Source organism: Mesorhizobium caraganae (genome assembly GCF_016836705.1).
GTDB classification, from domain to species: domain Bacteria; phylum Pseudomonadota; class Alphaproteobacteria; order Rhizobiales; family Rhizobiaceae; genus Mesorhizobium; species Mesorhizobium caraganae.
Window position 1 is genome coordinate 334,447 of record NZ_JAFCGY010000003.1, and the last position, 21,051, is coordinate 355,497.

25 protein-coding genes are annotated in these 21,051 nt (G+C 61.9%); 1 reads left to right on the forward strand and 24 read right to left on the reverse strand.

Annotated elements, in window-relative coordinates; translation table 11 throughout:
• Nucleotides 1-88: 88 nt before the first annotated feature.
• From JQK88_RS11580 to JQK88_RS11655, 16 genes are all read right to left on the reverse strand, one after another.
• A complete protein-coding gene (locus JQK88_RS11580; RefSeq protein WP_192253792.1) occupies nucleotides 89-1,816 on the reverse strand; it encodes an ABC transporter substrate-binding protein in 1,728 nt (575 codons plus the stop codon).
• Nucleotides 1,817-1,893: 77 nt separating this feature from the next.
• Complete coding sequence (locus JQK88_RS11585) at nucleotides 1,894-2,181, reverse strand: DUF2160 domain-containing protein (protein WP_192253790.1); 288 nt, start codon at nucleotides 2,179-2,181, stop codon at nucleotides 1,894-1,896.
• A 2-nt stretch (nucleotides 2,182-2,183) separates the two neighbouring features.
• Entirely contained in the window at nucleotides 2,184-3,098 is a 915-nt protein-coding gene (locus JQK88_RS11590) for a carbohydrate ABC transporter permease (RefSeq protein WP_192253788.1), read from the reverse strand.
• 1 nt (nucleotide 3,099) lies between these two features.
• Entirely contained in the window at nucleotides 3,100-3,966 is an 867-nt protein-coding gene (locus JQK88_RS11595; RefSeq protein ID WP_192253786.1) for a carbohydrate ABC transporter permease, read from the reverse strand.
• Nucleotides 3,967-5,049, reverse strand: a complete 1,083-nt coding sequence (locus tag JQK88_RS11600; protein WP_203278367.1) for an ABC transporter ATP-binding protein — start codon at nucleotides 5,047-5,049, stop codon at nucleotides 3,967-3,969.
• A 10-nt stretch (nucleotides 5,050-5,059) separates the two neighbouring features.
• Complete coding sequence (locus tag JQK88_RS11605) at nucleotides 5,060-6,139, reverse strand: ABC transporter ATP-binding protein (RefSeq protein ID WP_192253782.1); 1,080 nt, start codon at nucleotides 6,137-6,139, stop codon at nucleotides 5,060-5,062.
• A gap of 38 nt (nucleotides 6,140-6,177) precedes the next feature.
• Nucleotides 6,178-7,722 carry a glycerol-3-phosphate dehydrogenase gene (gene glpD, locus JQK88_RS11610; RefSeq protein ID WP_210328163.1) on the reverse strand — a complete coding sequence of 515 codons (1,545 nt, stop codon included), beginning with the start codon at nucleotides 7,720-7,722 and terminating at the stop codon, nucleotides 6,178-6,180.
• Nucleotides 7,723-7,816: 94 nt separating this feature from the next.
• Nucleotides 7,817-8,584 carry a DeoR/GlpR family DNA-binding transcription regulator gene (locus tag JQK88_RS11615; protein ID WP_192253778.1) on the reverse strand — a complete coding sequence of 256 codons (768 nt, stop codon included), beginning with the start codon at nucleotides 8,582-8,584 and terminating at the stop codon, nucleotides 7,817-7,819.
• Nucleotides 8,585-8,699: 115 nt separating this feature from the next.
• A complete protein-coding gene (locus JQK88_RS11620; protein WP_192253776.1) occupies nucleotides 8,700-9,104 on the reverse strand; it encodes a hypothetical protein in 405 nt (134 codons plus the stop codon).
• Between the two features lie 58 nt (nucleotides 9,105-9,162).
• Nucleotides 9,163-10,572, reverse strand: a complete 1,410-nt coding sequence (locus JQK88_RS11625; protein WP_203278368.1) for a pyridoxal phosphate-dependent decarboxylase family protein — start codon at nucleotides 10,570-10,572, stop codon at nucleotides 9,163-9,165.
• 74 nt (nucleotides 10,573-10,646) lie between these two features.
• Nucleotides 10,647-11,378, reverse strand: a complete 732-nt coding sequence (locus JQK88_RS11630) for a proteasome-type protease (RefSeq protein WP_203278369.1) — start codon at nucleotides 11,376-11,378, stop codon at nucleotides 10,647-10,649.
• 32 nt (nucleotides 11,379-11,410) lie between these two features.
• A complete protein-coding gene (locus JQK88_RS11635; protein ID WP_112561555.1) occupies nucleotides 11,411-12,205 on the reverse strand; it encodes a transglutaminase family protein in 795 nt (264 codons plus the stop codon).
• A gap of 85 nt (nucleotides 12,206-12,290) precedes the next feature.
• A complete protein-coding gene (locus tag JQK88_RS11640) occupies nucleotides 12,291-13,232 on the reverse strand; it encodes an alpha-E domain-containing protein (protein ID WP_192253770.1) in 942 nt (313 codons plus the stop codon).
• 127 nt (nucleotides 13,233-13,359) lie between these two features.
• A complete protein-coding gene (locus JQK88_RS11645; RefSeq protein WP_162712104.1) occupies nucleotides 13,360-14,772 on the reverse strand; it encodes a circularly permuted type 2 ATP-grasp protein in 1,413 nt (470 codons plus the stop codon).
• 298 nt (nucleotides 14,773-15,070) lie between these two features.
• A complete protein-coding gene (locus JQK88_RS11650) occupies nucleotides 15,071-15,307 on the reverse strand; it encodes an Lrp/AsnC ligand binding domain-containing protein (protein ID WP_112561551.1) in 237 nt (78 codons plus the stop codon).
• 109 nt (nucleotides 15,308-15,416) lie between these two features.
• Complete coding sequence (locus tag JQK88_RS11655) at nucleotides 15,417-15,605, reverse strand: hypothetical protein (protein ID WP_192253768.1); 189 nt, start codon at nucleotides 15,603-15,605, stop codon at nucleotides 15,417-15,419.
• A 180-nt stretch (nucleotides 15,606-15,785) separates the two neighbouring features.
• Here JQK88_RS11655 and JQK88_RS11660 point away from each other — a divergent pair, with 180 nt between their 5' ends.
• The gene (locus JQK88_RS11660; RefSeq protein WP_112561549.1) at nucleotides 15,786-16,214 is read left to right on the forward strand and encodes a DUF4864 domain-containing protein; all 429 of its coding nucleotides are present in this window, start codon (nucleotides 15,786-15,788) and stop codon (nucleotides 16,212-16,214) included.
• A gap of 11 nt (nucleotides 16,215-16,225) precedes the next feature.
• Here the strand turns inward: JQK88_RS11660 and JQK88_RS37385 are convergent, their stop codons facing one another.
• The 8 genes from JQK88_RS37385 to JQK88_RS11695 all read right to left on the reverse strand — a co-directional run bounded on the left by JQK88_RS37385 (nucleotide 16,226) and on the right by JQK88_RS11695 (nucleotide 21,012).
• On the reverse strand, nucleotides 16,226-16,363 hold the full coding sequence (locus JQK88_RS37385) for an SDR family oxidoreductase (protein ID WP_281401898.1): 138 nt from the start codon (nucleotides 16,361-16,363) through the stop codon (nucleotides 16,226-16,228).
• Complete coding sequence (locus JQK88_RS11665) at nucleotides 16,320-16,958, reverse strand: SDR family NAD(P)-dependent oxidoreductase (protein WP_281434860.1); 639 nt, start codon at nucleotides 16,956-16,958, stop codon at nucleotides 16,320-16,322. Before JQK88_RS11665 ends, JQK88_RS37385 begins: the two co-directional genes overlap by 44 nt.
• Before the next feature lie 71 nt (nucleotides 16,959-17,029).
• Nucleotides 17,030-18,160 (reverse strand): tRNA guanosine(34) transglycosylase Tgt, encoded by a 1,131-nt coding sequence (gene tgt / locus JQK88_RS11670; protein WP_192253766.1) that lies wholly within the window; start codon nucleotides 18,158-18,160, stop codon nucleotides 17,030-17,032.
• Complete coding sequence (locus JQK88_RS11675) at nucleotides 18,153-18,422, reverse strand: hypothetical protein (protein ID WP_192253764.1); 270 nt, start codon at nucleotides 18,420-18,422, stop codon at nucleotides 18,153-18,155. The genes tgt and JQK88_RS11675 overlap by 8 nt, the downstream gene beginning before the upstream one ends.
• Nucleotides 18,412-19,500 (reverse strand): tRNA preQ1(34) S-adenosylmethionine ribosyltransferase-isomerase QueA, encoded by a 1,089-nt coding sequence (queA, locus tag JQK88_RS11680; protein ID WP_192253762.1) that lies wholly within the window; start codon nucleotides 19,498-19,500, stop codon nucleotides 18,412-18,414. Before queA ends, JQK88_RS11675 begins: the two co-directional genes overlap by 11 nt.
• Entirely contained in the window at nucleotides 19,500-19,949 is a 450-nt protein-coding gene (locus JQK88_RS11685) for a DMT family transporter (protein ID WP_192253760.1), read from the reverse strand. Before JQK88_RS11685 ends, queA begins: the two co-directional genes overlap by 1 nt.
• Before the next feature lie 12 nt (nucleotides 19,950-19,961).
• Nucleotides 19,962-20,474: a peptidylprolyl isomerase gene (locus tag JQK88_RS11690; RefSeq protein ID WP_192253758.1), complete on the reverse strand. Its 513-nt coding sequence runs from the start codon at nucleotides 20,472-20,474 to the stop codon at nucleotides 19,962-19,964.
• Between the two features lie 43 nt (nucleotides 20,475-20,517).
• Nucleotides 20,518-21,012 (reverse strand): peptidylprolyl isomerase, encoded by a 495-nt coding sequence (locus JQK88_RS11695; RefSeq protein WP_376740396.1) that lies wholly within the window; start codon nucleotides 21,010-21,012, stop codon nucleotides 20,518-20,520.
• Between the last annotated feature and the right edge of the window lie 39 nt (nucleotides 21,013-21,051).

Below are 21,051 nucleotides of genomic sequence, written 5' to 3' on the forward strand. Positions count from 1 at the left end.
AGTCCTCCCGGTAGCTCGCTTATACAAACAGGGGAGACGGCACGATGCCGCCTCCCCGTTCACTATGATCCTGGCGCGTATGCCAAGCTTACTTCTGCCAGCTCTTCACCAGTTCGTCGTAGTTGATGGTGATCGGCTTTTCCTTCTCGTTCTCGATCTTCAGCTGAGGCGCGAGATTGCCCTTCTTGACCGCGTCGGCGTTCCAGTAGGCGAGGTCATGCTCTTCGGCCATCTTCGGGCCGATGTCACCCTGGACGCCCGACTTCTCGATGCGGGTCATGACCTTTTCCTGCTCGGCGCAGAGCGAGTCCATGGCTTCCTGCGCCGTCTTGGCGCCGGATGAGGCATCGCCGATCGCCTGCCACCAGAGCTGTGCCAGTTTCGGATAGTCAGGCACGTTGGTGCCGGTCGGCGACCACTGGACGCGGGCCGGCGAGCGGTAGAACTCGATCAGGCCGCCGAGCTTCGGAGCGCGCTCGGTGAAGCTCTTGTCGTGGATCGTGCTCTCGCGGATGAAGGTGAGACCAACGTGGCTCTTCTTCACGTCGACGGTCTTCGACGTCACGAACTGCGCGTAGAGCCAGGCGGCCTTGGCGCGGTCGGTCGGCGTCGACTTCATCAGCGTCCAGGAACCCACGTCCTGATAGCCGAGCTTCATGCCGTCTTTCCAGTAGACGCCGTGCGGCGACGGCGCCATGCGCCACTTCGGCGTGCCGTCGTCATTCATCACCGCCTTGGCGCCGGCGTCGACCATCGAAGCGGTGAAGGCGGTGTACCAGAAGATCTGCTGCGCGACCGCACCCTGCGCCGGAACCGGGCCGGATTCGGAGAAGGTCATGCCCTGTGCTTCGGCCGGAGCGTAGGCCTTCAGCCAGTCGAGGTACTTCTGGATCGAATAGACGGCAGCCGGGCCATTGGTGTCGCCGCCGCGCGCCGTGCAGGAGCCGACAGGACGCGAATTCTCGTCGACCTTGATGCCCCATTCGTCGACCGGCAGACCGTTCGGGATACCCTTGTCGCCATTGCCGGCCATGGACAGCCAGGCGTCGGTGAACCGCCAGCCGAGTGACGGATCCTTCTTGCCGTAGTCCATGTGGCCATAGACCTTCTTGCCGTCGATCTCGCGGCCGGTGAAGAACTCGGCGATGTCTTCATAGGCCGACCAGTTGACGGGAACGCCGAGGTCGTAGCCGTACTTGGCCTTGAAGTCGGCCTTGTTTTTCTCGTCGTTGAACCAGTCGTAACGGAACCAGTAGAGGTTGGCGAACTGCTGGTCGGGCAGCTGATAGAGCTTCTTGTCCGGCGCCGTGGTGAAGGAGGTACCGATGAAATCCTTCAGGTCGAGGTTCGGGTTGGTGACATCCTTGCCGTCGCCCGCCATCCAGTCGGTCAGGTTGCGCACCTGCTGGTAGCGCCAGTGGGTGCCGATCAGGTCGGAATCGTTGACCCAGCCGTCATAGAGGTTCTGACCTGTCTGCATCTGGGTCTGGATCTTTTCGACGACGTCGCCTTCCTGGATGGTGTCATGCGTCACCTTGATGCCGGTGATCGCCGAAAAGGCCGGCGCCAGCACCTGCGATTCATAGGAATGGGTGGCGATGGTTTCGGAGACGACCTTGATGTCCATGCCGGCGAAAGGTTTCGCGGCATCGATGAACCACTGCATTTCGGCTTCCTGGTCGGCGCGCGAGAGCGTCGACAGCGGGCCGATTTCCTTGTCCAGGAACGCTTTTGCCTCGTCCATTCCGGCGTAGGCGTTGCCTGCCCCGAGCAACAGGACAAGGGCGGTTGTTGATGTTAAAAATTGCCGTCGCATAGGTTTCCTCCACATTTAGGTTTCAAGTGCGATCTGGAGCGGCCGCCGGCACGCGGTCGCTCCAACAGTTTCCCCCTCTATACGTAGCGGAACACGCCGACGGCGTAGACCACGGAGAGAGCGAGAGCCCACCACAGGTTGGATCCGACAAGACCCAGCCAAGCGAGATGGATGAAGGCGCTGCCAAGCAGCGAAAGAAAAAGGCGATCGCCGCGCGTCGTCTCGAAGCGCAGCACGCCGACACGGGGATTGCCGCCCGGCGAGACGAATTCCCAGGCCGCCATGCCGCACAGCAGGAAAAGAATGGTGCCGAAGAACGCCGCCGTTGGCCACGTCCACGCCATCCAGGTGAGGTCGAGATTCATGGTCACACCCTCCCCAGGGCGAAGCCCTTGGCGATGTAGTTGCGGACAAACCAGATGACGAGCGCGCCGGGGATCAGCGTCAGCACGCCGGCGGCGGCGAGCAGGCCCCAGTCCATGCCGGCGGCAGAGACCGTGCGGGTCATCGTAGCGGCGATCGGCTTTGCATCGGTGGTGGTCAGCGTGCGCGCGATCAACAGTTCCACCCATGAGAACATGAAACAGAAGAAGCAGGCGACGCCGATGCCGCTGGCGATCAGCGGCATGAATATCTTCACGAAGAAACGCGGGAAGGAATAGCCGTCAATATAGGCGGTCTCGTCGATTTCCTTCGGCACGCCCGACATGAAGCCTTCGAGGATCCACACCGCCAGCGGGACATTGAACAGGCAGTGCGCCAGCGCCACCGCAATATGGGTGTCGATCAGGCCGAAGGCCGAATAAAGCTGGAAGAACGGCAGCGCGAACACCGCCGGCGGCGCCATGCGGTTGGTCAACAGCCAGAAGAACAGATGCTTGTCGCCGAGGAAGCGGTAGCGCGAAAAGGCGTAGGCCGCCGGCAGTGCGGCCGCCACCGAGATCACCATGTTCATGACGACATAGGTGATCGAGTTGATGTAGCCCGAATACCAGGAGGCGTCGGTGAAGATGGTGACGTAGTTGGCGATCGTTGGTGCATGCGGATAGAGCGTCAGCGACGAGACGATCTCGGCATTGGTCTTGAAGCTCATGTTGATGAGCCAGTAGATCGGCAGCAAAAGCACGATGATGTAGACCGTCGGCACGATCCACCACCAGCGCGATTCCTCGCCGCGCTTGCGCATCAGCCGGGCGACCTGGTCCTGCGAGAGCGTGCTCGCCAGTTTGCCCTCGGCTGTCGTCTCGCTCACTCGGTCAGCTCTCTCATTGGCGCCGCTCATCTCAGCGCTCCGCGTCGTAATTGGTCATCACGGTGTAGAACACCCACGACAACAACAGGATGATCAGGAAGTAGACCAGCGACATCGCCGCCGCCGGACCGAGGTCGAACTGGCCAAGTGCTGTCTTGACGAGGTCGATCGACAGGAAGGTCGTCGAATTGCCGGGGCCGCCGCCAGTGACGACGAAGGGCTCGGTGTAGATCATGAATGAGTCCATGAAGCGCAGCAGCACGGCGATGAGCAGCACGCGCTGCATCTTTGGCAGCTGGATGTAGCGGAACACCGCCCAGCGCGAAGCGCCGTCGATCTTGGCCGCCTGGTAGAAGGCGTCGGGAATCGAGACCAGGCCGGCATAGCAAAGCAGCACGACAAGGCTGGTCCAGTGCCAGACATCCATGATGATGATGGTGACCCAGGCGTCATACGGGTCCTGGACGTAATTGTAGTCGATGCCGAGCGCATTGACGTAATAGCCGAGCAGACCGATGTCGTTGCGGCCGAACACCTGCCAGATGGTGCCGACCACGTTCCACGGGATCAAGAGCGGCAGCGCCATCAGCACCAGGCAAACCGGAACGCCCCAGCCCTTCTTCGGCATGTTCAGCGCGATGAAGATGCCGAGCGGCACTTCGATGGCGAGGATGATGAAGGAGAAGACCAGGTTGCGGACCATCGCTTCCCAGAAGCGGTCAGAGGACAGCAGTTCCTCGAACCATTCGGTGCCGGCCCAGAAGAACTGATTGTTGCCGAACGTGTCCTGCACCGAGTAGTTGACGACCGTCATCAGCGGGATGACGGCCGAGAACGCCACCAGCACCAGAACCGGCAGCACCAGGAACCAGGCCTTGTTGTTCCAGGTCTTATCCATCTATGCCCCCATCTCGACACGCCAGGAATCGGCATAGATGTTGATGCCGGCCGGGTCGAAGCGCACCTTCGGCTCGGCAGGCACGCTCTCATCCTCGCCGATGACGGCAGCGATCTCGCGGCCTTCGAGGTTGGCGCGCACCACCTTGTGGCGGCCGAGATCCTCGACCTTGCTGATCTTCACCGCCATGCCGTCGCGGCCGAGCCTCACATATTCGGGCCGGATGCCGAGTTCGATGGTGCCCGTTCCTGTCTTCCCAGCGGTAGTCTTGGGCGCGCCGGGCAGCTCGATGCGCTGGCTGCCGATGGTCGCGGTCTTGCCCTCGATCGCCACCGGCATGACGTTCATGCCGGGCGAGCCGATGAAATAGCCAACGAAAGTGTGGCGCGGGCGCTCGAACAGTTCGGCCGGCGTGCCGATCTGGACGATGCCGCCGTCGTACATGACGACGACCTGGTCGGCGAAGGTCAGCGCCTCGGTCTGGTCATGGGTGACATAGACCATGGTGTAGCCGAAGCGGCGGTGCAGCTGCTTCAGCTGCGAGCGCAGCACCCACTTCATATGCGGATCGATGACGGTCAGCGGCTCGTCGAACAGGATGGCGTTGACATCGGAGCGCACCAGGCCGCGGCCGAGCGAAATCTTCTGCTTCTGGTCGGCGGTCAGGCCCCTCGCCTTCTTCTTCGCCCATGACGCCAGATCGATCATCTCCAGCGTCTCGCGCACCTTGCGGTCGACATCGGCTTCCGGCACGCCGCGGTTGCGCAGCGGGAAGGCCAGATTGTCGTAGACGGTCATGGTGTCGTAGATGACCGGGAACTGGAACACCTGCGCAATGTTGCGCTCCTGCGTCGACAAATTGGTGACGTCCTTGCCGTTGAACAGCAGTTCGCCGTGCGAAGGGTGCAAAAGCGCCGAAATGATGTTGAGCAGCGTGGTCTTGCCGCAGCCGGAAGGCCCGAGCAGCGCATAGGCGCCGCCATCCTCGAAAGTGTGGTGCACTTCCCTCAGAGCGAAATCAGCATCCTTCTGCGGGTTGGGCAGGTAGGAGTGCCGGACATGGTTGACGTCGATGCGCGCCATCGCTTCCTCCTCAAGCCGCCAGCTTCGATGCGGCGACGGCGCTGCCGTTGCTGTCGAAGACCATGATGTGGCGCGGATCGATGAACACCTCGATCTCTGCGTCGGGCTCGAAATCGCGGATGCCATGGGTCAGCATGACCCAGCGCGCGTCGGCGAAATCGAGATGGATGAAGCTTTCCGAACCGGTGATCTCGGTGATCGTCACCTTGGCGCGGACCGGCACGGCGGCGGCGTTGGGCCGCTCGAGCGAGAGATGATGCGGCTGGAAGCCGATCGTATAATTCGCGTCGGCGATGCCGGAAAGCTCGGCCGGCACCGGCAGCTTGACGCCGCCCTCGAGCAGGAAATCCGGGCCCTTCTTGGCCAGCACGATGGTGTTGAGCGGCGGGTCGGCAAAGGTCCTTGCCGTCACCAGGTCAATCGGCTTGCGGAAGACGTCGATGGTCGGGCCGAACTGGGTGATGCGTCCCTCGGACAGCGTCGCCGTGTTGCCGCCGAGCAGCAGCGCTTCGTGCGGCTCGGTCGTGGCATAGACGAAAATGGTGCCTGCGGCGGCGAAGATCTTCGGCAGCTCGGCGCGCAATTCCTCGCGCAGCTTGTAGTCGAGATTGGCGAGCGGCTCGTCGAGCAGCACCAGGCTGGCGTTCTTGACGATCGCGCGGGCAAGCGCGGTGCGCTGCTGCTGGCCGCCGGACAGGCTGAGCGGCGTGCGGTCGAGATAGGGCGTCAGCTTCAGAAGCGCTGCCGCGTTGCGCACTTCCTTGTCGATCTTGGCCTGATCCGTGCCGGCGACGCGCAACGGCGAAGCGATGTTCTCATAGACCGTCATCGCGGGGTAATTGATGAACTGCTGGTAGACCATGGCGATCTTGCGCTGCTGCACCGGCATGCCGGTGACATTCTGGCCGTCGAACCAGACCGAACCGGAGGTCGGCACATCGAGCCCGGCCATCAGCCGCATCAGGCTGGTCTTGCCCGACAGCGTTGGCCCGAGCAGGACATTGAGCGAGCCGTGCTGAAGCGTCAGCGAGACGTCGCGGATGTGCTCCGCCGCACCGACCGTCTTCGTCACGTTTCTCAGTTCCAGCATGATGCCTCCTCCCAGGCTTTGTGCATCAATCGCCTTCCCTATTCCGCTGCCACGACATGGCGCTGGCTGATGCCGCGCATGAACTCGTCGAGGGCCGACACCTGCTCGCGGCTGAAATGCAGGCCGCGCTTGGTGCGGCGCCACAATACATCTTCGGCGGTCAGCGCCCATTCGTTTTCGCAGAGGTAGCGCACCTCGGCCTCGTAGAGATCGGCACCAAAGGTGCGGCCGAGATCGGCATTCGACTTGGCAAGGCCGAGCAGCACTTGCGCGCGCGTGCCGTAGAGCCTGGTCAGCCGCCGCGCCAGGCGCTGGTCGAGGAAAGGATAGGCGCTCTTCAGCTTCGCCACCTGGGCGTCGAAGCCGGTGGCCGGGAAATCGCCACCCGGCAAGGACGCGTTCGCCGTCCATGGCTTGCCGCGTTTGCCGAGAAACCCTTCGATCTTTTCCAGCATCGATTCCGACAGCCGGCGATAGGTGGTGATCTTGCCGCCGAAAGCGTTGACGATCGGCGCCTTGCCCTCGCCGCCATCGGCCTTCAGCACATAGTCGCGGGTCGCTTCCTGCGCCTTCGAGGCGCCGTCGTCGTAGAGCGGGCGCACCGCCGAATAGGTCCAGACGATGTCCGGGCGCGTCACGGCTTGAGCAAAATATTCGCTTGCCGCCGCGCAGAGATAGTCGATCTCGGTGTCGCTGATCTTCACGTCATGCGGATCGCCGGGATAGTCGCGATCGGTGGTGCCGATCAGCGTGAACTCCTCCTCATAGGGAATGGCGAAGATGATGCGCCCGTCCTTGTTCTGGAAGAAGTATGCGCGCGGATCGTCGAACTTCTTCTTGATAACGATGTGGCTGCCCTGCACCAGGCGGACATTGTGCACGTCGTTCTGGCCGACAGCGGTCGACAGCACATGGTCGACCCACGGACCGGCGGCATTGACCAGCAGCCGGGCCTTGACCTCTTCGGTCTTTCCTGTCGCCAGATCTTCCAGCCGGATCGCCCAGATATCGCCTTCGCGCCGCGCCGAGACCACCTTCGTGCGGGTGCGGATGGTGGCGCCGCGGTCGGCGGCGTCGCGCGCGTTCAACGCCACCAGGCGGGCATCGTTGACCCAGCCGTCGGAATACTCGAACGCCTTGTGAAACAGCGGCTTCAGCGGCTTGCCGGCCGGGTCCTTGGCCATGTCGAGTGTGCGGGTCGCCGGCAGCAATTTGCGGCCGCCAATATGATCATAGAGGAAAAGGCCGAGCCGGATCAGCCATGCCGGACGCAGGCCCTTGGCATAGGGCAGCACGAAGCGCATCGGCCAGATGATGTGCGGCGCGTTCTTCCACAGAACCTCGCGCTCCATCAACGCCTCGCGCACCAAGCGGAACTCATAGAATTCGAGGTAGCGCAGGCCGCCATGGATCAGCTTGGTCGAACCGGAGGAGGTCCCGCTGGCGAGATCGTTCATCTCAGCCAGAAATACCGAAAAGCCTCGCCCAACGGCGTCGCGGGCGATGCCGCAGCCATTGATGCCGCCACCGATGACGAAGATGTCATGGATTGCGTCCACAAAGCCCCTCCCGCGATTTCGCATTGCAGCATTTTTAGGTTTTTACGAAACCGTATCGGGATTATTTCGAAATCAGAACGAATGTCAAACGAAATGTCGCAGCGCCGTGATCACACCGCTATCCGAGCGACGTTTCGATCAGTTGCACCTCCGCCTCTTCGCAGATCCTGCGCACCGAAGGGATGTCGCAACGGTCGGTGATGAAGGTGTTGACCTGCGACAGATGTCCGATGCGAACCGGCGCGGTGCGCTCGAACTTGGTCTGGTCGGACACCAGGATGACATGCCTGGCATTGGCGATGATGGCTTGCGCCACTTTCACTTCGCGAAAGTCGAAATCAAGCAACGCGCCGTCATGGTCGATCGCCGAGGCGCCGATGACCGCATAATCGACCTTGAACTGTCGGATGAAATCGACGGCCGCCTCGCCGACCACGCCGCCGTCGGAGCCGCGCACGACGCCGCCGGCGATCACCACCTCGATCGAAGGATAGATGCGCATCCTGTTGGCAACATTGATGTTATTGGTGATGACCATGAGCCCGGTGTGATCGAGCAGCGCCTTGCTGACCGACTCGGTCGTGGTGCCGATATTGATGAACAACGAGGCGTTGTCGGGGATCAGCCTGGCCGCCGCGCGGCCAATCGCCTCCTTCTCGTCGGCGGCGATCTTGCGCCGCGCCTCGTACTCCATGTTCTCGATGCCGGACGGAAACAAGGCGCCGCCATGGATGCGCGACAGCAGCCGCTGGTCGCAGAGATCGTTGAGATCCTTGCGGATGGTCTGCGGCGTCACATTGAAATGCGTGGCCAGATCGTCGACCAGCACGCGGCCATGGTCTTTGGCCATCTGGATGATTTCGGCATGACGCGACGACAAATACACTGAGGACCTCCCGTTTTCGTTTTTCTTGTTTGTAACCCAAAACGAAAGCAATGAAAAGGGAGAAGCCGGCTAATGAAATATCGATGATTGAAAAGGCGAACCAGGCAGATACAGCTCAGACCCGCTCCGCCACCTTGCGGGCGACGGCAGCGACTTTGCCTGGCGAGCGGATCATCAGGAATTTGCCGGACCAGCTTCCCAGGATGCGCCAGGTGCCCGCGATCTCGGTGGCATCGCCGTTCAGAATGCCGCTGTAGTCGATCGGATCCACGTTCGATCCGGCATTGTCATATGTTTTGATGAAGGAGACGGCGTTGCCGTCGCGCTGCCCCTGCAGGGTTGCGTATCTCACTGTGCCGGTCGCCGGGCTCGCCGGTTCGTGGGTCATCCCCGTCAAACTGGTTGCCGTCTCGATCAGCGTGGCAACAAAGGAGACGGGTGCAAGCTCGCGCGGATAAAAATAAAGCCCGTTCCAGACGCCCGTCAGATTTTGGCTCGTCTCTTCGCCCTGCCCGGCCATGCCCTTGCTCGCAATTCTTGCTGGCTACTCTGGGGCGGGAAACCGCCGGTACATGCTGTCAGCGCCTGAGCGATCTTGCACAGTCGCAAATGACAGTGAAGGCGGTATTGACGTCTTCCGCCGTGGTCTCGAACTGTCCGACCTGGAAACGAATGGCGACCCGTCCGTCGACCCGCGTCTGCGTCAGATAAAGGCGGCCATCGTCGTTGATGGCATTGACCAGGCGCAGATTGTGGTCGTCGGCATCGCCGGTGGCCTTATGGCGGAATGAAAACAGTGACAGCATTGGCTCAGTGACGATCTCGAAATCCGGCTCGTTCGCCAGCCGCGCTGCAAGGCCCTCGCTCCAGCCGACGTGGTTGCGGATCATGCTGCGCAGCGCTTCCAGTCCGTGCGCGCGCAGCAGAAACCACAGTTTCAGCGCCCGGAAGCGGCGGCCGAGCGGCACCGACCATTCGGAATAATTGATGATGCCGTCGCGGCCGTGCGTCTTCAGGAATTCGGGCTTGATCGCCAAAGTGCGGACCAGATCCTCGGGCTGGCGGATGAACTGCATCGAGCAGTCAAATTGCGCGCCAAGCCACTTATGCGGGTTGAAGACGATGGAATCGGCGAGCTCTGCGCCGGCCCAGAAATGGCGGAATTCCGGGCAGATCATTGCCGATCCCGCCCAGGCGGCATCGACATGCAGATAGAGCCCGTGGCGCCTGGCCACTGCGGCGACGGCGGCGACATTGTCGGTGCCGCCGGTGCTGGTGCCGCCGACGCTGGCGATGATGCCGGCGGGCAGCATGCCGGCCTCACGGTCGGCGACGATTGCCGCCTCGAGTGCAACCGTATCCATGGCGCGAAAGCGCCCGGCGACCGGAATGCGGACCAGATTGTCCTCGCCGATGCCCGACACCCAGATCGCGCGGTCGATCGAGGTGTGGACCTGATCGGAGGAATAGATGCGCGGCCGCCTCTGCCCGGCCAGGCCCTGCTTGTTGCCCTGCCAATCGAGCGCGCGCTCGCGCATGGTCAGCACGGCGGCCAGCGTCGCCGACGAGGCCGAATCCTGGATGACGCCGGAAAATCCTTCGGGCAAGCCGAGCGCCTGGCGCATCCAGTCGACAATGCGTGTCTCGAGTTCGGTCGCCGCCGGCGAGGTCTGCCACAGCATGCATTGCGCGGCCATCGCCGAGACAAGATATTCGGCCACCACCGAGACCGGCGCGGCATTGGCCGGGAAATAAGCGAAGAAACGCGGATGCTGCCAATGCGTCATGCCCGGCACGATCTTCTCTTCGAAATCGGCGAAAATCCGCTCCATCGGCTCAGCCGCTTCCGGCGGCGACGCCTCGATGCTGCGAAAGATGTCGCCGGGTTCGACCAGCGGCCGCACCGGCCTTTCGCGCAGCGAGGAGCGGTATTCGACTCCCCAATCGGCGGCGTGCCTCGACCATTGCCGGAAATCATCACTGTTCATTCTGGTCTCCAGACCTGAGCCAAGCAGCGTCGATCGCCGCGGCCAGCGCCACGCAACAGCGCCAGCAAGGCAATCTAACCCGGGAAATCGGGCAGGCTGGCAAAGGCCGTTTTCAGCGCGTTCGACCAGCCGTCCGAGATGGTACGATAATACTGGTCGTCCTGGCTTATCCGCTTCTTCAGCCCGACCTTGAAAGCATCCTTCTCGAGGAACAGCAGGTCGAGCGGCAGGCCGACGGACAGGTTCGACTTCAGCGTCGAATCGAAAGAGACCAGAAGCAGCTTCACCGTTTCGGCCAGGCTCATCGTCCTTTCATAGGCGCGGATGATGATCGGCTTGCCGTATTTGGTCTCGCCGATCTGGAAGAACGGCGTGTCGTCGGTCGATTCGATGAAATTGCCCTCGGGGTAGATCATGAACAGTCGCGGCGCGCTGCCCTTGATCTGGCCGCCGAGGATGAAAGAGGCGTTGAAATAGGAATCCGCCTTTTCGCCGGCCGGTGACGACTGGGCGATGACTTCCTTGACGGTGTCGCCGACCAGCCGCACCGTCTGGTACATGGACGGGGTTTCGAGCAGCGTCGCATGGCGTTCGCCGATCGCCTTGTTGCGCTCGTCGAGCAGGCTGATGACAGCCTGCGTCGTGGCCAGATTACCGGCCGACATCAGCACGATGACGCGCTCGCCCGGCTCTTCCCAGACATGCATCTTCTTGAAGGTCGAGATCGAATCCATGCCGGCGTTGGTGCGCGTGTCCGACATGAACACGAGCCCACGATCGATCTTGAGGCCGACGCAATAAGTCATGGAATCTCTTCAGGCAGCAATCTTGCCGAGAACTACTGCTCTACCGTGACGGTGACCGCAAGCTGTTCCTCCGCCTGTCCCAGTCGAATTCCCGACACCGGCGAGGCGTCGCGATAATCGCGACCGGTGGCCACCCTGACATAGCGTTCATCGGGAGAAATGCCATTGGCGGCGTCGAAGGCGACCCAGCCGAGACCCTGGACATGGACTTCGGCCCAGGCATGGCTCGCCGCCTGTTCAATGGCCGCATCCATCATCAGATAGCCGCTGACATAACGGGCCGGAAAGCCCATGGCGCGGGCCGCGGCGACAAAGATATGGCTGTGGTCCTGGCAGACGCCGGTCTTCAGCGCCAACGCCTCTTCCGCCGGCGTCGTCACGCTGGTGGTGCCTGGCGTATAGGCGACGCGCTCGACGATTAGCGCCATCAAGCGATGCAGCCTCTCTATGTCGGTGCCTTTGCCGACCGCCGCGGCAAGCTCGCGGATGCCGTCGCCAGGGATGGTCAAAGCGGTCTCCTGGCTGAACAGCCAGAGCGGCGCATAGCCGTGATGCGGACCCGAGACGCCTGCTGTGTCGCGCGTCACAACCTCGCCGGAGGCCTCAACCGTGATGAAGTCACGCTCGCCCTCGACGCTCAACAGCCTGTTATCATTGCCGAAATGGTCGCTGAAACGCACTTCCTCGCGCGCACCTTCGATCTTCAGCGCCCAGGACAGCACAGTCTGCGTCGGGCCGCTGACCGGCAACAGCCGCAGTCGCTGCAGCAGATAGTGTACCGGCGCGTCGTAGCGGTATTCGGTCCGGTGGGTGATCTTCAATCTCATAACTTGTCTTCCGTTTTGAGCATGACCTTATCCGAAAACCGGGTCCCACTTTTCGCTGACGCGGTCCTCCGGTTCGGGGTCATGCTCAATTGAACCGGTAATCCTGGGCGATCTCGTCGCCCAGCTTGGTGTTGTCTTGAATGAACCTAGCCAGGAATTCGTGCAGGCCGGCGTCGAATATGTCCTTGATCGACCCTGCCCGCAGCATCGCCTGGGTCCTGTCGACAGTGGCGTGGCAGGCATGGCGTTCGCCGTAATCGTCACCGAGGAATTTCAGATGCTCGGCCAGGAAACGATAGCAGAAGGTCAGCGAGCGCGGCATGCGGACATTGAGGATCAGGTAGTCGGCAATGTTGGTCGGCTTGTAGTCGGCCTCATAGACCCAGCGGTAGGAACGATGCGCCGAAACCGAGCGCAGGATGGATTCCCACTGGTAATTGTCCAGCGTCGAGCCAACCCACGAGATCGACGGCAACAACACGTAGTATTTCACGTCGAGGATGCGCGCCGTGTTGTCGGCGCGTTCGACATAGGTGCCGAGCTGCGAGAAGTCGAAGATCTCGTTGCGCAGCATGGTGCCGTAGAAACAGCCGCGGATAAGCGCTGTCTCGCGCTTGATGGCGTCGAGCACGCTCGGCAGGTCGCGCTCGTCGATCGGCTTTGCCAGCATCCGCTTCAACGCCATCCAGGCCTCGTTGATGCTTTCCCAGGTTTCGCGTGTCAGCGCGGTGCGCACCATGCGGGCATTGTTGCGTGCGGTCTCGATCGCCGACATCGTGCTCGACGGGTTCGAGGTGTCGCGCAGCAGGAAGTCGGCGACATTGGCGGCGGTATAATCCTGGTATTTCTGCGTGAAGGCGACGTCGGAGCCGGCGCTGAGCAGCACCGAATTCCACTCTTCCGAAGCGCTCTGGGTACGGGTCAGCGCCATGCGCAGGCCGGCATCGACCAGACGCGCCATGTTTTCCGCCCGCTCGATATAGCGGTTCATCCAGTAAAGCCCGTTGGCGGTGCGGCCGAGAAGCATGGGAGGCCCTTCGGGCTAGTGAGTAGGGATTGGTGAGTAGGGATTAGTAATCATTTGAATTTCAATAGAATATGGCATTCCCTGTCCCCTATTTTTTACTACTGCCTACTGACTAATCCCTACTCACTCAGTCATCCAACACCCACGTATCCTTCGTCCCGCCGCCCTGCGAAGAATTGACCACCAGCGACCCCTCCTTCAGCGCAACACGCGTCAACCCGCCAGGCACGATTTGGATACGGTCTGACACCAGCACGTATGGCCGCAAGTCGACGTGACGGGGCGACAGGCCTTTTTCTGTCAGGATCGGACAGGTCGAGAGCGCCAGCGTCGGCTGGGCGATGTAGTTGGACGGTTTGGCCTGCAGCTTCTTGGCGAAGTCCTGGCATTCCTTCTTGGTCGCCGCCGGGCCGACCAGCATGCCGTAGCCGCCGGAACCGTGCACTTCCTTGATGACCAACTCGTGGATGTGTTCGAGCACATATTTCAGGCTGTCGGGTTCCGAGCAGCGCCAGGTCGGGATGTTGCCGAGGATCGCCTTGCGGCCGGTGTAAAACTCGACGATCTCGGGCATGTAGGAATAGATCGCCTTGTCGTCGGCGATGCCGGTTCCCGGCGCATTGGCGATGGTAATGTTGCCGGCGCGGTAGACATCCATGATGCCGGGCACGCCAAGGGCCGAGTCCGGCCGGAAGGTCAGCGGGTCGAGGAACGAATCGTCGACGCGCCGGTAGAGCACGTCGATCTGCTTGTAGCCCTCGGTGGTGCGCATGGCGACATGGCCGTCGACGACGCGCAGGTCCTGGCCTTCGACCAGTTGCACGCCCATCTGGTCGGCAAGGAAGGCGTGCTCGAAATAGGCGGAGTTGAAGCTGCCCGGCGTCAGCACGGCGATGGTCGGCGCGCCCTTGGTGCTTTGCGGCCGGACCGCTGCCAGCGACTGGCGAAGGAGCTGCGGATAGTTCTCGACCGGCCGTACCTTGATCTGCTGGAACAGCTCGGGGAAGAGCTGCATCATCGTCTCGCGGTTCTCCAGCATGTAGGAGACGCCCGACGGCGTGCGCGCATTGTCCTCCAGCACGTAGAACTCGTTCTCAGAGATGCGGACAATATCGACGCCGATAATGTGGGTGTAGACGCCGGCCGGCGGCCGCACGCCGATCATTTCCGGCAGGAAGGCCTCGTTCCTGGCGATCAGCTCCCTCGGCACACGGCCGGCGCGCAGGATCTCCTGGCGATGGTAGATGTCATCAAGGAAAGCGTTCAGCGCCTGCACGCGCTGCTCGATGCCTTGTGTGAGGCGCCGCCATTCATTGCCGGAGATGATGCGCGGAACGATATCGAAGGGGATCAGCCGCTCGGAAGCTTCCTGCTCGCCATAGACGGCGAAGGTGATGCCGGTCTTGCGGAAGACGCGCTCGGCGTCCTGCATCTTTTCGGTAAGCCTGGCCGGGTCCTGCTCCTTCAGCCAGCGGTCGTAAGCCGTATACGGTTTTCTCAGTCCGGAAACTTCCGGAAGCATTTCATCGAACGCTGCCAATCGCATACTCCCCTGTGACGCCATTTCACTGGCGTCGCGGGAGAAAATCAAGCGCAATCGGTGATTTGGCGGACATCGGCGATCAGTATGTTACGACTGCCCAAAATTAGGGCAGTCGAAACAGGGACGTAATCAGGCTCTGCCTCGTCGCCAGGCAAGTGCCTGATGCGGCGCTAGAGCAGTTCATCGTTTCACGGAAACGGTGAACCGCTCTATCCTTTGTTTCAACGCAATTCCCAAGGGAAAGCGCTACGCGCTTTTCCCGGGAAAACCGATTCACGCTTTTCCTGGAATTGCTTTAGAAAGCGCGGAAAGTGACGACCGTGAAGGTGTCCTTGATTCCGGGAAGATGCTGCACCTTCTCGTTGACGAAGTGGCCGACATCTTCCTCGTCGTCGACATAGAATTTGGCGAGCAGGTCGTAATTGCCGGCGGTCGAGTAGATTTCCGAGGCGATCTCGGCGTCGGCGAGCGCGCTGGCGACCTCGTAGGACTTGCCCAGGTCGCACTTTATCTGCACAAAAAACGTCTTCATTGCCGGTCCTGCCAGGTTGAAACGCGCATCTTGCGCCCATGGCGGCCCTTCTCGCAGACTGCTGCCCGGCTTTCAAGCATCAGGCCGAATGCGCCTTGGCGACGGCGTGTCACTGATAGTCGACGAGTTCGGCGATGGTGACGTCGCCATCCGGATTGCCGAGCGCTGGAATGGCCGGATCGAAGGCGATTTCGGTGACGGTCGGCCCGGTGGCTGCCCAAGCGGGCAAGGGAGCCAGAACTGCAAAGCTAGCCGCGCCCTTCAGCAAAAGGCGCCGATCGATCGGCTGCTTAGACATGGTTCGTCCCTGGTGCGCGAACGGGTCCCACCCGTCCCCTACGATGCGCGATGCTTAAGCATGATCTTGCGGCACTTGCGTGGCGAATATTTGCGGTTGCTGAAACCGTGAGGCAGCGCCGAGCGTATGGTATGATGTGCCTTCAGACAGCGATTTGTCAGGAGACAATGGAGACAGGCCATGCGCCGTATCGCATTCGCAGTCGTTTCATTGCTGTTCGCGTCTTCCCTGTTCATCTCGGCAGCCCTTGCCGGCGATGCCGAAATCAAGGCCGGCCAGGCCGTCATCGACGGTCAGCTGAAGGCGCTCATCGCAAACGATGGCGCCAAGGCCTACAGCTACGCTGCTCCAAACGTGAAGCAGATTTTCCCGACCGTCGACGCCTTCATGAACATGGTGACTAACGGCTACGCGCCGGTGCGTCAGCCACAAAGCTATTCCTTCGGCAAGGTCGAGCAGACCGGCCCAGGCTCGATCATCCAGCAGGTGCTCATCGTCGGTCCCGACGGCAAGGACTACGAGGCGGTCTATACGCTGCAGCAGCAGCCCGACGGCAGTTTCCAGATCACCGGCTGCAGCCTGCGGGCGTCGAATTCACTGAGCACCTGACGCACAAAGCCTCAGTAGCGTGCCCTGCCGCCCGACATGTCGAACACGGCTCCGGTGTTGAATGCGCTGGCGTCGGAACAAAGCCAAAGCACCAGTGCCGCCACTTCATCCACCTCGCCAAGGCGCTTGAGCGGGCTGGCATTTATCATGTATCATGTCGTCTACGACATCGTTTCCAAGGCGCCTGATCAACTCGGTATCGATCGGCCCCGGTGCCACGCAATTCACCCGAATGTCGGTATCGCAGGTCTCCCGCGACAAGGCTTTCGTAAAGGCAATGACGCCTGCACTTGCCGCTGAATAGGCGGCCAGATTCGGCAACCCTTCCTTGCCTGCCAGGGATCCCATATTGATGATCCGGCCCCTACCAACCTTGCGCATGATCGGCAGAACCTGATGCGTAACCTCGAAAACGCCGATCAGGTTGACACCGATGATGCGTTGCCACTCGATCGGATCGAATGCCTCGAACCCACGATAGTCGCCTAAATAGCCTGCATTGTTGATTAGAATGTCAATCCGGCTATTGTCTGCGACGATCTCGGCCAGGGCGTCTTTGATCTGGTGAGCCTTTGTCACATCGACCGTCTGGCAATGCGCGCCGTCCACAGGTGTCGGATCAGCATCCCATATCCAGACTTCGGCCCCGGAGTTCAACAACTGCGCCGCAATGGCCTTGCCGATGCCTCGTGCGCCGCCAGTCACGATCGCGGTCTTGCCGCCAAGTTCATATGTGACAGTCATGGCCTGACCCCAACCGGAATCTGCGCCCGGACAATGGATCCGTCAATCATCGTCAGGTGGCGTTGATTTGTTCAAGGGGTAGGGATATCGCCCCTCGCCCAGCCCTCGGAAATCTCGGCCGCGCACGCCTCGAAGGCGCCGGCCTCGATCGACGTGCGAAGGTCCTGCATCAGCTTCTGATAGTAGGACAGGTTGTTCCAGGTCAGCAGCATCGCCCCCAGCGCCTCCTGCGAGCGCACGAGATGATGCAGATAGGCGCGTGAATAATCGCGTGCCGCCGGGCAGTCGCTCTCCTCGTCGAGCGGGCGCGGATCGTCGGCATGACGGGCGTTGCGCAAATTGACCTTGCCGCGCCTGGTGTAGGCCAGGCCGTGGCGGCCGGCGCGGGTCGGCATCACGCAATCGAACATGTCGATACCGCGCGCCACCGATTTCACAATATCGTCCGGCGTGCCGACGCCCATGAGATATCTAGGCTTGTTGTCAGGCAGTTCCGAACAGGTGATGTCGAGCATCTCCAGCATCACCGCTTGAGGTTCGCCGACGGCCAGTCCGCCGACGGCGTAGCCCTTCAGATCCATGGCGCTCAGCGCCTGCGCCGAGCGCACCCTGAGTGCTGCATTATCGCCGCCCTGGACGATGCCGAACATCGCCTTGCCCGGCTGGTCGCCGAACGCCGTCTTGCAGCGCTCCGCCCAGCGCAGCGACAGTTCCATCGCGCGCTCGATCTCCTTCAGATCGGCCGGCAGCGCTGTGCACTCGTCGAGCTGCATCTGGATGTCGGAATCGAGCAGGCCCTGGATCTCGATCGAGCGCTCCGGCGACATCTCGTAAGGCGCGCCGTCAATATGCGAGCGGAAGGTGACGCCCTTTTCGGTCAGTTTCCTGAGCTTCGACAGCGACATCACCTGAAAGCCGCCGCTGTCAGTCAGTATCGGCTGCGGCCAGCGGGCGAACTCATGCAGGCCGCCAAGACGCGCCACACGCTCGGCGCCGGGCCGCAGCATCAGATGGTAGGTGTTGCCCAGGATGATGTCGGCGCCGACGCCGCGCACCTGGTCCATATACATGGCCTTGACCGTGCCGCCGGTGCCGACCGGCATGAAGGCCGGCGTGCGAATTTCGCCGCGCGGCATGTCGATGACACCGCGCCGTGCCTTGCCGTCGGTGGCAAGGACCTTGAAGGTAAACGGCTTAGCCATTGAATTCCTTGTCATGGACAGGTGCGTCCGGCGCCTGCCTATCGAGCGACTGGCGATACTGGATGCAGCCGCGCATGAATTTTGGCCACGGCGGCACGGCGATCGAAGGCTCGGTCTTTTCCGGCAACAGATCCCACAGATCAGGATGATGCCAGCACAGATCATGGCCCGTCGTATCGCGGTGCGCACGAATGCCGGCGCGCAGTTTTTTCACCTCCGCGATCAGGCTTTCTCGGTCAAAGGCTTGCAGATCATCGTCCATCGCTCATCTCCGCTCGATAAAGCAGGCTTGCGTCTCCGTAGGAGTAGAATCTGTAGCTGGTGTCGATGGCATGCGCATAGGCGGCCCGCATTGTGTTGAGGCCACCGAAGGCCGAAACCAGCATGAACAGCGTCGAGCGCGGCAGATGGAAATTCGTCATCAGCAGGTCGGCAGTCTTGAACCGATAGCCGGGCGTGATGAAAATGTCGGTCGGGCCTGACCATGCGGCGAGCGTACCGTCGGGCTTTGCCGCGCTCTCCAGCAGGCGCAGCGAGGTCGTGCCGACGGCGATGATGCGCCCGCCCCTCGCCTTCGCGGCATTGAGCGCCGCTGCGGTCGCCTCGCTGACTGAACCGGTCTCTGCATGCATCTTGTGGTCGGCGGTGTCGTCGGCCTTGACCGGCAGGAAGGTGCCGGCGCCGACATGAAGCGTGACGAAGCGGCGTTCGATGCCTTTGGCGTCTAGCGCGGCAAATAGCTCCGGCGTGAAATGCAGGCCGGCGGTTGGCGCGGCAACCGCGCCCTCCTCCCTGGCATAGATGGTCTGATAGTCCGTCAAGTCGCGCGCGTCATCGTCACGCTTGGAGGCGATGTAGGGCGGCAGCGGGATGTGGCCGACGGCGCGCAGCGCCTCGTCGAGAAACGGGCCGGACAGGTCGAAGCCGAGCAGCGCCTCGCCAGCCTCGCCCTTCTCGATCACCGTGGCGTCGAGCTGGCCGAGGAAGCAGGAATTGCTGTCATGGCCGAAATGGATGCGGTCGCCGGCAGCGATGCGCTTGCCCGGCCGCATGAAGGCAAGCCAGCGGTCCGGCGCCATGCGCATGTGCAGCGTCGCCTCGACCTGCGCCTGCGCTTCGCCGCGCCGCCTGATGCCTTTCAGCTGCGCCGGGATGACCTTGGTGTCGTTGAAGACCAGCACGTCGCCGTCCCCGAGCAGGGACGGCAGGTCGCGCACCATGCGGTCCGAAAGGCCCTCGCCCGGCCTGACCACCAGCATCCTGGCGCTGTCGCGCGGCTCGGCCGGGCGAAGCGCGATGCGCTCCTCCGGCAGGTCGAAGTCGAAGAGGTCGACGCGCATCAGTAAAGCCGGACGAGCAGCGCTCCGGCCAAGAGCAGCACCGCGCCGGCGACGCGGCCGAATGAGATCTCGCGCACCGCCACGCCGAGGAAGCCGACGCGGTCGATCAGCATGCCGGCCAAGAGCTGGCCGGCAACCAGGAACGCCATCAGGGCGGCCGCACCGATGCGCGGCGTCAAAATGGTCGACAGCGTGACGTAGAAACCGCCGAGCATGCCGCCGGCGATGAACAGCCAGGGCGCCGGCGCCTTCCAGTCGAGTGAGATGTCGTTCAACTTTACCACGGCGACGGCGATGATGCCGAGCACGATCGCGCCGGACAGGAACGAAAACGCCGCCGCCGCGACCGGGAGACCCAGGCCGCGCGCCAGCTGCGAATTGATCGGCGCCTGAACGGCGATGAAGGCGCCGGACAGGATGCCAAGCAGCGACCAGACCACGCCCATCATTGTCGTTTGTCCTTACTTGACGTCGGCCGCGACCTTCAGCGACACGATCTTGTCGGGATCGACCACCGGCTCGCCGCGCTTGATCTTGTCGACATTGTCCATGCCTTCGATGACCTGGCCCCAGACCGTGTACTGGCGGTTGAGGAAAGCGGCATCGTCGAAGCAGATGAAGAACTGCGAATTGGCCGAATTCGGGTTCTGCGAACGAGCCATCGAGCAGGTGCCGCGACCGTGGTTGGCGTTGGAAAATTCAGCCTTCAGATCGGGCTTTTCCGAGCCGCCCATGCCGGCGCGGGAGGGGGCAAATGAGGGCTTGCTCGAATTGCCGAACTTGACGTCGCCGGTTTGCGCCATGAAGCCTTCGATGACGCGGTGGAAGACCACGCCGTCATAGGCGCCTTCGCGCGCCAGTTCCTTGATGCGGGCGACATGGCCGGGGGCCAGATCGGGGAACAGTTCGATGACGACCTTGCCCTTGGTCGTTTCCATGATGAGCGCGTTTTCGCGGTCCTTGATCTCAGCCATGTCGGATATCCTTTATCTCAGAAAAACAGATTGATTTGATAGACTACTTGTCTGCGGCGATGCGCACTTTGATCATGCGGTCGGGGTTGCTGACCGTTCCATTGTCGGCCTCGTCGCCCTTCTTGATGTGATCGACCAATTCCATGCCGCTGACGACATTGCCGACGATAGTGTACTGGCCGTCGAGGTTCGGCGCCGGCGCGAACATGATGAAGAACTGCGAATTGGCGGAGTTCGGATCCTGCGAGCGGGCCATGCCGAGCGTGCCACGCTTGTAATGTTCGCTCTGCGAGAATTCTGCGGGCAGATCAGGCAGATCGGAGCCGCCGGTGCCGACGGCCTCGGGGCTGAACCCCTTCTTCATATTGCCGAACTTGACGTCGCCGGTCTGCGCCATGAAGCCATCGATAACGCGGTGGAAGGCGACATTGTCATAGGCGCCTTCGCGCACCAGCTTCTTGATCTGGGCGACATGCTTGGGCGCCAGGTCGGGCCGCAGCGCGATGGTGACGTCGCCATCCTTCAAGGTGATGATCATGGTGTTTTCCGGATCGGCGGCATAGGCCGAGACAGATGC